Source organism: Amaricoccus solimangrovi (assembly GCF_006385685.1).
Classification (GTDB): Bacteria; Pseudomonadota; Alphaproteobacteria; order Rhodobacterales; family Rhodobacteraceae; genus Amaricoccus; species Amaricoccus solimangrovi.
In genome coordinates this window covers 1-12,888 of sequence record NZ_VFRP01000020.1, presented here as the reverse complement: position 1 = coordinate 12,888, position 12,888 = coordinate 1, and the positions used below count along the sequence as shown (strand labels likewise).

The window sequence follows — 12,888 nt, the reverse complement described above, 5'->3', positions numbered from 1 at the left end:
TCCTCCTATGCAACATGTACATATTTTTCTGGATGAATTCGGAAACGCCAGCCTAAACCTGGATAAAGCCGGTACCTTCTCCCATTTTGTTCTGACAGCTGTTCTCCTGGATGAGAAAAAGCTGGAGCAGGCCCAGTTGCTAAGGGATACGATCAGCCAACGCTTCTTCCAAGGCCAACCCATCAAGTCCAGCCGTATCCCCAATGATGAGAAGGGCTTCCGGAAAAGATTGGAGGTATTAAGGGAGCTGCGCCAGTTGGACTTCGTGGTGCTGGGGATGGTCATCAACAAGAGCAAGCTGGAGGGAGCAGGTTTTGATCATAATGATGTGTTCTATAAATACTTCAACAGAATCTTTCTCAAGCAGTTTCCCAAAAACTTCACTGCTTTCTCGATTCATGCCGATCAGCTTGGCTGGCCAGAGTTTCGGCGCAGCCTGCACCATTACATTGAAACTAAGGTTATCCAGCGGGATCTGTTTACGCCGGAGCGCTCTTACCGCCTGGTGGAGGATAAGGCAGAGGAGCCCCTGGTGCAGCTGGCAGATTTTCTTTCTGGCTGCCTGGGCAAGATTTACTGCACCAGTCACAGCCACGAAAAGGCATCCGCCCTGTTCGATCTGCTGCACGACCGTACGTTCATTGATTTTTTCCCTTTTGAAAGAACAGACTATCTCCTCTCCCCTACACCCGAAGACCGGCAGAAGAACCACCTTATACGAAGAATAGCCTCGGAGTCCGCACAAGAGGCACTCTCTGGCAGAAACAGCCTTTCGGAGGAGGCGCTTGCCGTGTTGCAGTACCTGTACCTGATGTTCCGCACCGCTCCTGACCGCCTCATCGAGAAACGGGAAATCATCGAAAAGATGAAAAAGAGATTTCCGGCCTTTTCGGAGCAGCAGCTGCGGGTTTGTGTCCAACACCTGCGCGACAACGGGGTGCTAATCGCAAGTATCCAAGGTAAGTCAGGCTATAAGCTTCCTGACGGCGTGGAAGATATTGCTGGCTTCTATAACCGCTACCTCAACAGCATTGTTCCGATGCTTAACCGCATCAATATCTGTAACCGCAAGTTGATGGTGAACAGTGTGCAGGAGGTGGACCTGCTTCAAACTAACACCGCTTATTCACTTTTGCATGAGTTGATCAAAACACTGGATAAGGAGAAGCATGCTTCATCGATAGAAGCTTAGCGAACTCTTTCGTTTAGATAAGGCTCATATAATATAATTACTTATGTTCAGTGACTATCATCCAGATTAGAGACTAACCACATAATTAACATTTAATACGTAATGAATAATAATTATTATGTATTAGCTATTAAATGTTAACTCTTATATTATAAGTATTGTTTATTTCTGTTATTCAGATACTTGACTATAATGTATAATGCCATTGGCATAATAATACATTAAGATTTATTGGTGCAATGATTTCCTCCTGTTATGAGAAAGACTTTCTTCGCCTTATTTCTGGAAGCTGTGCGGTTTGACAAAAAGGCTTAGCTATCAAGTCTGACAGCCTTTTAATGACTGTATCAAGCAATTTTATTAGTATGAACTCAATAAACGCTATTTTAAAGTTAGTCTGGCGGACCCACAGAACATTGATCAACTCTTTGGGTATGTGATTTTATAGTTCCTTGAGAAAAAAAGTGTCTCCCTATAGTATCCTGGCAAAAACGCAAGGGCGCTATTATGCAGTGGTAGATTTTATTGCTTTGAATTAAGGGACACACTAACGATCATAAACCTCCCTTGGAAATATTTCTTACTTCCCTTGCACTGTGATGCTGCTGTTCACAGCCTCCCACCTCAGCACGTGCCAAGCGGAATCGAAGTCTTCATCGCTTATAGTTAATAATGAACTGTAACTTCCATTAAATGGCCCTCTGATGAACAGCTGCTCTTTTGCAAGATACTCCCCTTCTTTCCAGATAGCCTCTACGTCATTTATCCATACCAGCCACTTGACATGCTGTCCATCTTTGGGTAAGGTACTTTTGTCTAGCGCTATCTCTGGCATATCCCGTATCACAGAACTTTGGTGCCACAATACGGACAATAGCTATGTATAAAAATTGATTTCTGATGTCGTTCTAACTCCTTAAGCTGAACGTGCAACTCTGAGAAAGTCACCGCCTTGACTTCTTGTGCCCCTCTCTGATTCTCACATATGAGAAGTTCCGTTGGCACTGTCACCCTCACAACTTTCTTGCCTTTCATAGTAAGTTCCCGCTCTACCTGCTCTTTGATTTCCCTAATGCAATTACAGTTCATGGTATCACTGTTAGATTTAACAACAGAATAATATACCGCTATCTTTAGCTTACATCAACTTTTTTACATAACCATGGAGCCTCTTTTGATGAACTGCTTCTTGCCATAGATGACTTTGGATCTAGATATGTTGGTGATTAACGGTTTTGTGATAATATAGGAGGAAACAGAAGAAAAGCTAGTTTTTATTAGCAAATGTAACGATATATTGTTACATTTGCTAAGCCTATTTCGTATACCAATACAGGCATTACCTTGAGACAGCATGAACAGAGTAAAAGGCATTTTACAGAACGGGACCACGATCATACTGGAAAACTATGACCAGAGCAACGTGGACGATATGTACTTCATCAAAGCCATAGAAGCCACGAACCAACGCAATCACAGAACTATAGCTGAGTACTTCAACGGACTGATCAGAAGTCTGGAGACAGTGCAGCAGGAGGTCAGGGAGCAGAAAGTACAGCAGCTTTTATCTCAGTACAGAGACAGGCCTGTGGTATCGGAAATGGTTCGCCAGGAACGGAGAGAGCAACTCGGGCAGACAAACCACATAGCTGCCTGCGAGGGCTACGAGGAGGAGGAGCTCAACAAGGTGCTGGACGAACTGTATATCAACGGGCAAATCACGCCTGAGGAGATGACTCAGGTATTCAACTTAAAGTATCTGTAATGAACGACAGGTACTGCTATCCCGGCACCAGTGTGCTGATCAATCATTTTGACATCAGGGACGCAGCTAAGCTAAGCAAATTAGAGCTTACCCACTGGAGACATAACGTGCTGGCTTTGCCTGATGAACTGCCCAGCCAGCTAAAGTTTGATTTAACGCTTTGGCAGCTGATCCACAAGGAAACATTTGGCTCCGTCTACCCTTGGGCAGGGGAGCTCCGGAGTGTGATGATCTCCAAAGGCAATGCCGTACATGCCGCGCCACGTATGATTGAGCCCTATGCCAACCACTTACTCCAGGAGCTGAAGGCAGCGGGGTATTTAAAGGGACTGGCCAGGGAGCAGTTCCTATTGAAGGGATCTTATTTTTTTGAGGAGCTGAATGCCATTCACCCCTTCCGTGAGGGAAACACCAGAACACTAAAGGTTTTCTTTTCCCTTTTGTCCCGACAGGCGGGGTATGAAATAGACTGGCTCAAGGTTTCGGCGCAGCAGTACCAACAGGCTGAGCAAGCTTCTTTTGCTGCAGGAAACAAAGGTCCCTCCCCTTTTTACCCGCTGTTTAAGGAGGCCCTTGAGCCTGTTGAGTTATCAAATAAGCAATTTATCAGGTTCAAACTATGAGTGAGAACAACCAAGGCGAGACATGCGCAGCGTGTGATCCTAAGACCCACATCAGCGCAGAGGTGAAGGCTATGTTTAAGGAGACAAACCTAACCTGGGAGAAGTTGGCCGAGCTGGATGAAGGCGTTGGCCGTGGGAAGGGAAGCTATAGGCAAACCTTCCTGGCCAGGCTTATCAAGGCTCAGGAAACGCTCCAGAAAATTGGGTACAGTGTCCGCATTGAAAAAGATTGACACTATAAATCTATTATATTATGTACATTGTAGGCTTTATAAAGCTAAGTCACCCGAGGATTATCATTAACCCAGTTTCCTGTAAAGACGAGGGAGAGCTGTACCAATGGCTAAGAGGCTTCCTGAATGAGAAGGATTTTAGACTAAGCACTCCTGTATCAAAGGAGAGCCTGGGGCAGGCACTGGCCTCAGGGAGGCCCACTCTTATTAACTTTGATGGGCATGAGGTTGCCTTGCTTTTGGGATCTGCTGCGGTTGTGAAGGAGGCTACCGACCGTTCCGTGCATGTGCCTTTAAATATGTAATCTATGCAACACGAGAACAAACCCTCTGAGACCTTTTTAAGCGATCCAACCTACTTCCTGAGTAGGATTGACAGGAGCGTAGCCGATAACATCAGAGACATTGAGAAGTCTTTTGATGAGGATGCCGGTATTGTGAAAGATTTCATCGTCTTCATTTCGAGGAAGATGAAAAAGGATCTTTTCGGGTTCACGAGGTTCACGCTTTCAGAGTTCTGCAAAGAGACTGGGCGTAACAAGCAGACCTTATGTGAGGTGCACCCCAAGTTCAAAAATAACCCCAAAGCGGAAGTGCCGGAATATTTCGGTCACAGGTTTGAGACAACCTTTGACTATGCCCTATTCCACATGCTGAGCAATAACATCATCTTCTCTCGCTCCTACGAATATAAGCATCAGGATAAGGTGATAGAGCTAAAGAACTTTGCCATTCTCAAGGATATCAAGGTTAGTATCGACAGACATACCAACACCATCAAGATTTACGATGTCCGAATATCGGATGAGTTGATGGAAGGGTTTTTTCGCAGGTACTATACCATTGACACCAACGGCTACAAGCATGTAGGAAAAGGGCGCGGCGGCGACGGGCGTAAGAGCCTGTACATTTTCCTTTACAAGACGCGTCACCAGCTGCTTAGTTCGGGTAAACGCATCACAAAGTTGCCTATAGATCTGTTGGCCTCGGTTGCCCATATTGAGTCAGAGGAACCTCGGTTCAAGAAGAAAAGTGTGAAGAGGGTGCTGGACTACATTCGGGAGAAGGGAAAGCTGCCTTTCGACTATACCTTTGTTCAGGGGGATCCAACGAAAAAGTACCAAGAGCTCTACTGGGTTAGTCTGGACTTCTCCGTATACCACGAGGTGATGGAGGCGAAGGAGGATCATAACTTTTACATTGCTCTGCTGGAGCGTATGCGGGATCTTTTCCACCATACATATGGGAATCATGTCCAGATCACAGGAGAGAAAGATACTTTTCAGCGTTGGCTGACTAATTCGGACGCAGACCTGACGCACAAGGCAAATGAGCTTTGTAAAGCATACTTTAAGGTGCACAACAAGGATATCACACTGGCAATGGCGAAAAAGCTTATTCGGGGAGGTCTGTTCTCCGACGATAATTAGAACGCTATTCAAGTATTGCCACGCATACAAGACATAAAGAGCCAATCTAATATATGGATGAGATATGACTTTTGCAAAATACAAACTTGGAGAAGATGTAGAAGTAAGCGGTACGTTCACAGGATTAGGTGACCAAAAAGGTAGAGTCACCGAAATAGTGTATGACAAGCTGAGCAGCCAATTCTTCTATAACGTGCAATGTGGAGAGGATCGACATTATGCGCAGGAACGATTTGTCTCTACTGTACAGAAACTTAACGAAGGCACTTGAATAAAGCTAGAAACTCCTAGCGGATGTCTCCAGCATGCCACAAGCGTTCTTTCTGAGGGTCTCTTGACAGGTTGCGTTACTGCAAGCCATATGAAGCGGCAGGTTTAATGTATCGCATCGATATTTTCCCTTATGGATGCCTTCTTGAGCCAAGAGGATATTTGCTATTCAAGTATTGCCTCACTCTGTCAGAGCCGTTCATGTATTGCCTCAGTAGCCGGAGCCGTTCAAGTACTGCCACAATCCATTCAAGTATTGTCTCAAGTCGTTCAAGTATCGCCACAAATTGGCTATTCCCCTCAACAATAGCTGTTTTACCTACTCAAGTATTGCCTCAAGCCATTCAAGTATTGCCACGCTTCTCCAAAGCTGTTCAAGTATTGCCTCAGTAGCAATAGGTCATTCAAGTATTGCCACACCCACAATGCACCCCATTGGCTCTATTCCGTACAGCCGTTCAAGTATTGCCACTAAATATATATACTTCTATATACTTCCTTATAAATAGTAAATTGAAATGTCGGAGGGGTTCGTGAACAATAAAGATTTAACAAAAGGGAAGAGAAAGAGACTTGCGCTGCGAAAATTACACAACTTCTTCACAAAAACAGCTAAAATATGACCAGTGCTTTAATAACTAGCTATGAAGTCTAAAGATTCCTATACAGGGCCGGGAAAAATAAGATAAAAGCATAAAAATAATACATACATAATGTAACTTTTTATATACGCATCGTATATATCAATATATCTTTTATATTAACCCCTTTAAATTTTGTGTGTATGGAACAGACTTCAACAACCGTCAGCCAGATTGCAGAGGTAAAGCTCAGCTACCATCCCCAGGTGAAGCCCTCCGAGCGCCCGCAGATTACGAGTTCTAAAGACAGTTACACTTTCTTCCTACAGCTATGGGATGAGGGCAGCATACAGTTCCGCGAGCAATTTAAGGTTATGTTATTAAGCAGGGCAAACAAAGTGCTGGGAATATTTGAGGTTTCTACCGGTGGCGTGGCCGGTACGGTGGCAGATCCCAAACTTATCTTTGTTGCTGCGCTCAAAGCCAATGCCAGTGGGATCGTTTTAGCTCATAATCACCCATCGGGCAACTTAAAGCCTAGCAGTGCAGATATTAGCCTTACTAAAAAGGTGAAGGAGGGCGGTAACTTACTTGATATTGCTGTTCTGGATCACATCATCCTTACCAATGAGGGTTATTATTCTTTTGCAGACGAGGGACTTTTATAAAAGTCCCTTACTCCTTCAAATCTCGGCTGTAAACCAACCGTAGCGGCCCGCCTGACGGCGGGTTTTCTTTTTTTCTTTCTGTAGTAATGCCTGTTCTACAATACCACACAAGCAATTTAGCGCTAACATAAGGGGAAATAAAAGCTCTATTTTGCGGATAAATTAAATATACTAAATGTAACTAAATGTATACATTACGTATATATTGATATAAGTTTTGTTTAACCTTCTAAAGCTAAAAGTTATGAACGCTTATCAAAAATTCATTCAACTGGCAGATCAGGTAACAAATGAGGTCATCGAGCAATTAGAACAAGGCCAGGTATTCTGGAGAAAGCCATGGACATCTTACGGATTGCCTAAAAACTATGTATCTGGCCGCTATTATGAAGGCTTCAATGCTTTCTTTCTGAACTACCTGACTGATAAAAAAAGCTTTAGGACGCCCTATTTTCTTACCTATAAACAGGCTAAAGAGCTGGGGGGATATGTAAAGAAGGGAGAGAAAGGAACGCAGATCATCTACTGGAAAGTTTACGCCAAAAGTGATACTAGGGAGGGTAATGGCACTGCAGGAGAGACAGAGGAGGTGTATCAGAGAAGGTTTGTCCCTTTTATTTGGACTGTATTTAACATTGATCAGGTGGAAGGAATAGAGTTTACCCTCCCTTCTGTTCATGAGCGTACCGATCTGCAGGTAATAGAGGCTTGTCAGGAGGTGGTGGATCAATACCCTATGCCACGCCCGAACGTTCTGCACGGCGGCTCCCAGGCCTACTATGCGCCTTTTAATGATACGGTACAGATGCCGGAGCTGAGCAGCTTTGTTTCCTCTCAGGCTTATCACGCGACTTTGTTTCACGAACTGATTCACTCTACAGGCCATCAAACCAGGCTTAACCGTTTCGCCGATGAAGCGAAGGCGGCCCGGTTTGGGGACATAAATTACTCTAAGGAGGAGCTGATAGCCGAGATGGGAGCAAGTTTCCTCAACGCCTTTGCAGGTATCAAAGCGGAGGTTTTTGAGAACTCGGTGGCCTACCTGCAGGGATGGGCGAAGAAATTCAAAGATGACAAGACCATGATTATCTATGCAAGCACAAAGGCTTTTAAAGCGGCCAGCTATATCCTGAACCTACAGGCAGATAGTAACCTGGGGGCAGAAGCAACAACTATGGCAGCATAGTCCTTTGAAAGATCTTGTCTGGTAACATCAGGCAAGATCTTTCATTTTAATACTGATGGGGTTAACTGGGGAGATTTGAAAGTCGAAATTCTGCCATGGCGACCCGCCTTCGGCGGGGTTCTTTTGGTGTATTAACTTTAGGTGAAGTGTAATGATGTGTTCAGGTAACTACTAATTCTAGAGCTGCTACATTTAATATTTCTTAGAAGTTATCTTTTTTAACATATAAGCAGTTATGAGAGAAAGTGCCTTGGTTGGGCAGAACAGAGGCCTAAAAATTGAGCGAATTATATGGCTTTTTTGGGAATGCCAGGGTTTACGGCTTCTCCACCGGAAAGCAACTCACCGGGGTGTGTTATTTGAACCTATCGGCTGCAAAGGTCAGCAGCAGCTCTTGTTCTGCTGGATGGGCGGGCACGCCACTGTGCCATAAGAGCAGTACACGCAGCAGTCTCCTGACTTGGGTTTCAGTACGGTGCGGCATTGCTCGCACTCGTAGAAATACTGGCAGGCATCCGTTGGCATCTGCTCCTCTTTCCTGTGCCCGCACTCCGGGCAAGTAAGCACGGAGGCTGTCTTCGTCTTATCCATCATGGCTTCTTATCCTCTATGGCCACAGTGTAGCCTGTTTTCTTCGCCGCCTGCAGGATCTGCATGGGCTTTACCTTTGTGCTGTCATATTTGATAATGGCATTGCCTTTCTCGTAGGAGGTGCTCACGCTGAAGACACCTGCCAGCTTACCTATTTCCTGGTTCACATGCGCCTCACAGCCCGTACAGGTCATGCCCTTAACCTGCAGCTTTACCGACTGCGTGAAGTCCGTCTGCACGCTGGCAGCTTTGGCAACGGGTTGTTGCCTGTAGAAGGCTCCCGCATACTCAGGGAAGGCCAGCAGGAGCAGTGCCACGCAGCTTACGGCCAGCAGGAATTTGTTTGATTTCCAAAAAGTAGGGCTCGCCTCCCCCTCACATGCACAGGCAGCAGCTGATTTTCCTGCCTTTAGCCGCTGGTACCAGGCCAAAGCCAGCACGGCCACGGTAACGCCTGCCAGGTAAGGCCTGAAAGGCTCCACCCATCCAAAGGCGGAGATGGCACCGGTGACGCCGCCTACCAGGGCCAGTAAGGGAGCGATGCAGCAGAGCGATGCAAGAAGGGCCGTCAGCAGGCCGGTTCCTAACAGTCTTGTCGGGGATGTTCTCATGATAGGGATTATGCTTGTTCTAACTTACTGCTAATATGCTTGAAAAGGGGCTTTACGATTTCCAGGTGTTCCTGCTTCAGGGAGTAAAAGATCGTTTGCCCCACTTTTTTGCTCTGGATGATGCCGCCGTCCTTAAGCTTGCGCAGCTGCTGCGACACGGCGGGCATGGTCATCTGCAGCACGTCGCTTAGGTCGCACACGCACAGCTCCCCCTCCTCCTCCAGCAGGTAGAGGATCCTCAGCCTCGTCTCGCTGCCAGCCAGACTCAGCACCTGGCTCAGCGTCTGAATCATGGTCCCTGCAGAATCCAGCTTCTCAGCGCACAGCTTCAGCCGGTGCTCATCGGCATATACCCGGATACATGTTTTATCTTCTCTCATTTCAAATATTTATACAACAAAATTACAAACATAAAAGTATTTAAGCAAATACTTAAATAATACTTGACAATACGAACTTGCTATGAAATACGATGTGTTTGTGATCGGTGCCGGGATGGCCGGTGCCGCTGTGGCCAAAAAGTGCGCGAAAGCTGGGCTGAAGACCGCCATCTCCGACCTCCGTCCTTATGGAGGAACCTGCGCTCTGCGGGGCTGTGACCCTAAAAAAGTCCTCATTGACGGTGCCAGCCTGCAGGAGCAGGTGCAGTTGCATCTTGGCAAAGGCCTCTCCGGAGAGGTGAAAATAGACTGGGGCGAGCTGATGGCCTTCAAGGACACTTTCACAGACCCTGTGCCGGAGAACATGGAGAAGGGTTTTGAGAAAGCAGGCATAGACACCTACCATGCCCCTGTCTCCTTTTTGGATGAAGCTACCCTGCAGGTTGGCCAGCAGGCTATTGCCGCTGAAAAGATAGTGGTGGTTACCGGTGCACGCCCAAGGGAGCTGGACATGCCGGGGGCAGCGCATGCCATCACCAGCGACGATTTCTTCAACCTTACACAACTGCCAAAGCACATCACCTTTTTGGGCGGCGGCTACATCTCTTTTGAGTTTGCCCACCTTGCCGCACGCGCCGGGGCCAGCGTCACCATCATAGAGCACGGCCCCCGCCCCCTGAAGCACTTTGAGCAGGACATGGTGGACGAGCTGGTGCGTGTGTCCAGAGAGGCAGGCATTGACATAAGGCTTAACTGCCAGGCAAAGCGCATCACGCAGCAGGGCAGCGAGTATGAAGTCAGTTTGGAAGGCGAGGCAGGCAGGGGAACGCTTGAAACAGGGCTGGTGGTAAGCACCATTGGCCGTGTGCCGGAGGTGGGCCAGCTGAACCTGGAGAAGGGTAATGTAGTGCACGGCAGGAAGGGCATTGAGGTGAACGAGTACTTGCAAAGCACCTCTAATCCCCGCGTGTACGCGGCTGGAGACGTGGCCGACACAGAAGGCTTGCCCTTAACGCCAGTGGCTGTCTACGAGGGGCACTTTCTGGCAGCGAACATCATCAAGGGCAACAGCAAAAAAGTAAACTACCCGGAGATTCCCACGGTGGTCTTCACCATTCCGTCACTGGCATCGGTGGGGTTTACTGAAAAGCAGGCGGAGGAACAGGGGCTGGATTACAGCGTAAACTCCCTGGACGCCAGGAAGTGGTTTAACGGGAGGAGGCACCGCGCCCCTGCCTATGCCTATAAGGTGCTGGTTAGTAAGAGTGACGGAAGCATACTTGGTGCGCACTTGGTGGGTCCGCTCGCGGAGGAGACGATCAATATTTTTGCTTTGGCTATGAAAGCAGGGATGAAGGCAAGAGACCTGAAAAGCTTTCTTTTCAGTTACCCTACCATGGCGTCAGATGTAAGCTACATGGCATAGCACTCTTTCATCTTTATTGAACATAAAGCAGCTTAGAGAATCTGTACCTTTACTCTATCTAAATATGCTTGTTTTTCTGTGCCCCAATGCTCCGATCTTATCAATGACTTGACGGACACTGCAGCTACTTTCTGAAAGCACTTGTAGCTTGCAAAAACATCAAATCTTCCTCCCTCCTACTACTGTTGTCTTTATTGCTCTTGAGGAACAAGTACAAGAAGAATAGACGATAAACTTATCAAATACTTTTAGTATCAAATTGTATATGTTACGTATATATTTGTAGGCATCTATCCTTAGATGTTTTATCTTAAAATAAACCACTAGTATTCGTTAGTTATAGGACAATGCAAATTGAAGATAAGAGCCCTAAGTTTGAGTTAGGTAAGCGTATGCTCGAGAATGAGCAGCTGACTTCCCTTTCTGAGCTGTTTGATATCGTGCCATATACTCCCGTGGCCAAAGCACTAGGTGTAAACAACCAGCGACTGCGAAACAAGATTGACGATCCCCGTTCCTTCCGCGTAAGTGAGGTGCTGGACCTGGCGGTACTACTGGATGTAGATGCGATCAAGCTCTTTGCCTTACTTCACGAAACGATCAAGAAATCGGTACCTGCTGAAGGATAACTAAATGATAGCTTCACAAAGCACAAGATGCTAAGCTTTACATTGCCTTCTATTCTTTTAATCAACTTCTAGCTTGTTCTCCTATGAATCTATATGAGTTCAATAGTATTCTTTCACTTAATGACAGGGCACAGGCGGTATGGGATGAGGGGCAGTTTCTTTCAAACCGCCTTGATGGAGAGTACAAGGTATGCCTATACTACATGGGTGATTTTTTTGCAGAGGTTTGGATAAGTTCATGTAATAGCGATAGTAGTATTTGCCACGTGCGGGCTTTTAAGAGCCGAAGGCTTCTGGAACCTTACCTCTCCCCTATTGACCTGTCTACCCTTCTCTGACTCTTTCTGCTTTTCGTCTCAAACCATTAACTTGGCTATTAAGCTGCTTGCCTTAAAATGACAAATATTAATAGCCGTAAATAATAATTATTATTGCTTATTAAATTTTAAATAACATACAATAGTTAATAAGTGTTTTGCCGCTGAATTTAGCACCTGGTGCTTTTTCTTGTAGTGAGTAGTTATCATCCATGCACCCCTGCTTCTTTCCAGCTTAACCAATGCTCCATCTTTGGAATCCTATCCCTTCCTAGCCCCTTCTCCTTGTATTATTTGCCTAGAATTCTTTCTTTTGGTGTGTGGTGGGCTTTGTATTGCAAGATGTGTTTTGAGTCCCTCAAAACCTCTTGCCTTGCTTTCAGCGTAGCTATCAGCAAGGGGGAAATCCACTCGCAACTCGTGTCTTTTATTGAGCAAAGAATGTATGGAAGATATTAAGAAAGCAAAGGGAGGGCGTCCAAAACTATCGCCTGAATTAAAGAGAGCCAGGCAAGTAAAGCTGACCTTTTCCGATAGCGAATACAGGCGACTGGAGGCTGAGATGACGGCTGCAGGGCATGAATCATTGTCTGTTTACCTGCGGAAGAAGGCGCTGGCGCAGCCTGACGATTTTATTGCTAATCCTAAAGAGTTAATCGCGGTGTTGGATAGGCTCGGCCCAGAGATCAGCAGGGTCGGTAACAATATCAATCAGGTAGCCAGGTATGTCAATTACCTGAAGGCAAACAATATGATAAACATGCAGTTTCTTGCCGATTTTAACAGACACATGATAGAGTTTAGTATCATAGAAAAAGAATTGGTCAAGGCGCTTCGCTCTTTTCTTCGGATTGCTGCTGCAAGGTTCAAGAAGTTTAAATAATATTTATTATTTAATAAGTAAGAATTAATAAGTAAGAATTAATAAGTAAGAATTAATAAGTAAGAATTAATAAGTAAGAATTAATAAGTAAGAATTAATAAGT

At 45.9% G+C, this 12,888-nt stretch carries 13 protein-coding genes; 10 read left to right on the top strand and 3 right to left on the bottom strand.

Annotation, left to right across the window (positions count from 1 at the left end; all coding sequences use genetic code 11):
- Positions 1-7 precede the first annotated feature (7 nt).
- The 7 genes from FJM51_RS26090 (at position 8) to FJM51_RS26060 (ending at position 7,948) form a co-directional block, all read left to right on the top strand.
- Entirely contained in the window at positions 8-1,192 is a 1,185-nt protein-coding gene (locus tag FJM51_RS26090; RefSeq protein WP_140455312.1) for a DUF3800 domain-containing protein, read from the top strand.
- Between the two features lie 1,354 nt (positions 1,193-2,546).
- Positions 2,547-2,957 carry a hypothetical protein gene (locus FJM51_RS26085; RefSeq protein ID WP_140455311.1) on the top strand — a complete coding sequence of 137 codons (411 nt, stop codon included), beginning with the start codon at positions 2,547-2,549 and terminating at the stop codon, positions 2,955-2,957.
- Positions 2,957-3,580, top strand: a complete 624-nt coding sequence (locus FJM51_RS26080; protein ID WP_140455310.1) for a Fic/DOC family protein — start codon at positions 2,957-2,959, stop codon at positions 3,578-3,580. Before FJM51_RS26085 ends, FJM51_RS26080 begins: the two co-directional genes overlap by 1 nt.
- A complete protein-coding gene (locus tag FJM51_RS26075) occupies positions 3,577-3,813 on the top strand; it encodes a hypothetical protein (protein ID WP_140455309.1) in 237 nt (78 codons plus the stop codon). Before FJM51_RS26080 ends, FJM51_RS26075 begins: the two co-directional genes overlap by 4 nt.
- Positions 3,814-4,121: 308 nt before the next feature.
- Entirely contained in the window at positions 4,122-5,243 is a 1,122-nt protein-coding gene (locus FJM51_RS26070; protein WP_140455308.1) for a hypothetical protein, read from the top strand.
- A gap of 1,054 nt (positions 5,244-6,297) precedes the next feature.
- Complete coding sequence (locus tag FJM51_RS26065) at positions 6,298-6,762, top strand: JAB domain-containing protein (RefSeq protein WP_025603952.1); 465 nt, start codon at positions 6,298-6,300, stop codon at positions 6,760-6,762.
- 244 nt (positions 6,763-7,006) lie between these two features.
- A complete protein-coding gene (locus FJM51_RS26060; RefSeq protein ID WP_140455307.1) occupies positions 7,007-7,948 on the top strand; it encodes an ArdC family protein in 942 nt (313 codons plus the stop codon).
- Between the two features lie 381 nt (positions 7,949-8,329).
- Here the strand turns inward: FJM51_RS26060 and FJM51_RS26055 are convergent, their stop codons facing one another.
- Genes FJM51_RS26055 through FJM51_RS26045 form a run of 3 tightly spaced genes read right to left on the bottom strand, consistent with a single transcriptional unit; the run spans position 8,330 to position 9,443 of the window.
- A complete protein-coding gene (locus FJM51_RS26055; RefSeq protein WP_036774895.1) occupies positions 8,330-8,539 on the bottom strand; it encodes a GDCCVxC domain-containing (seleno)protein in 210 nt (69 codons plus the stop codon).
- Positions 8,539-9,150 carry a mercuric transport protein MerTP gene (gene merTP / locus FJM51_RS26050; RefSeq protein ID WP_140455306.1) on the bottom strand — a complete coding sequence of 204 codons (612 nt, stop codon included), beginning with the start codon at positions 9,148-9,150 and terminating at the stop codon, positions 8,539-8,541. The genes FJM51_RS26055 and merTP overlap by 1 nt, the downstream gene beginning before the upstream one ends.
- A gap of 8 nt (positions 9,151-9,158) precedes the next feature.
- A complete protein-coding gene (locus tag FJM51_RS26045; protein WP_210240314.1) occupies positions 9,159-9,443 on the bottom strand; it encodes an ArsR/SmtB family transcription factor in 285 nt (94 codons plus the stop codon).
- 169 nt (positions 9,444-9,612) lie between these two features.
- On the opposite strand from FJM51_RS26045, the gene FJM51_RS26040 reads away from it, so the two are divergent.
- The 3 genes from FJM51_RS26040 to FJM51_RS26030 all read left to right on the top strand — a co-directional run bounded on the left by FJM51_RS26040 (position 9,613) and on the right by FJM51_RS26030 (position 12,785).
- The gene (locus FJM51_RS26040; RefSeq protein WP_140455304.1) at positions 9,613-10,956 is read left to right on the top strand and encodes a dihydrolipoyl dehydrogenase family protein; all 1,344 of its coding nucleotides are present in this window, start codon (positions 9,613-9,615) and stop codon (positions 10,954-10,956) included.
- Between the two features lie 392 nt (positions 10,957-11,348).
- On the top strand, positions 11,349-11,585 hold the full coding sequence (locus FJM51_RS26035) for a hypothetical protein (protein ID WP_140455303.1): 237 nt from the start codon (positions 11,349-11,351) through the stop codon (positions 11,583-11,585).
- A 762-nt stretch (positions 11,586-12,347) separates the two neighbouring features.
- Positions 12,348-12,785, top strand: coding sequence for a plasmid mobilization protein (locus FJM51_RS26030; RefSeq protein WP_025603960.1), 438 nt, complete (start codon positions 12,348-12,350; stop codon positions 12,783-12,785).
- Positions 12,786-12,888 lie beyond the last annotated feature (103 nt).

What these genes read in the sequence shown, in the direction of transcription:
- merTP (WP_140455306.1), bottom strand. Translation starts at nt 9,150, where the DNA reads ATGAGAACATCCCCGACAAGACTGTTAGGAACCGGCCTGCTGACGGCC.
- FJM51_RS26040 (WP_140455304.1), top strand. Translation starts at nt 9,613, where the DNA reads ATGAAATACGATGTGTTTGTGATCGGTGCCGGGATGGCCGGTGCCGCT.
- FJM51_RS26055 (WP_036774895.1), bottom strand. Translation starts at nt 8,539, where the DNA reads ATGGATAAGACGAAGACAGCCTCCGTGCTTACTTGCCCGGAGTGCGGG.
- FJM51_RS26075 (WP_140455309.1), top strand. Translation starts at nt 3,577, where the DNA reads ATGAGTGAGAACAACCAAGGCGAGACATGCGCAGCGTGTGATCCTAAG.
- FJM51_RS26090 (WP_140455312.1), top strand. Translation starts at nt 8, where the DNA reads ATGCAACATGTACATATTTTTCTGGATGAATTCGGAAACGCCAGCCTA.
- FJM51_RS26080 (WP_140455310.1), top strand. Translation starts at nt 2,957, where the DNA reads ATGAACGACAGGTACTGCTATCCCGGCACCAGTGTGCTGATCAATCAT.
- FJM51_RS26085 (WP_140455311.1), top strand. Translation starts at nt 2,547, where the DNA reads ATGAACAGAGTAAAAGGCATTTTACAGAACGGGACCACGATCATACTG.
- FJM51_RS26060 (WP_140455307.1), top strand. Translation starts at nt 7,007, where the DNA reads ATGAACGCTTATCAAAAATTCATTCAACTGGCAGATCAGGTAACAAAT.
- FJM51_RS26045 (WP_210240314.1), bottom strand. Translation starts at nt 9,443, where the DNA reads ATGATTCAGACGCTGAGCCAGGTGCTGAGTCTGGCTGGCAGCGAGACG.
- FJM51_RS26065 (WP_025603952.1), top strand. Translation starts at nt 6,298, where the DNA reads ATGGAACAGACTTCAACAACCGTCAGCCAGATTGCAGAGGTAAAGCTC.
- FJM51_RS26035 (WP_140455303.1), top strand. Translation starts at nt 11,349, where the DNA reads ATGCTCGAGAATGAGCAGCTGACTTCCCTTTCTGAGCTGTTTGATATC.
- FJM51_RS26070 (WP_140455308.1), top strand. Translation starts at nt 4,122, where the DNA reads ATGCAACACGAGAACAAACCCTCTGAGACCTTTTTAAGCGATCCAACC.
- FJM51_RS26030 (WP_025603960.1), top strand. Translation starts at nt 12,348, where the DNA reads ATGGAAGATATTAAGAAAGCAAAGGGAGGGCGTCCAAAACTATCGCCT.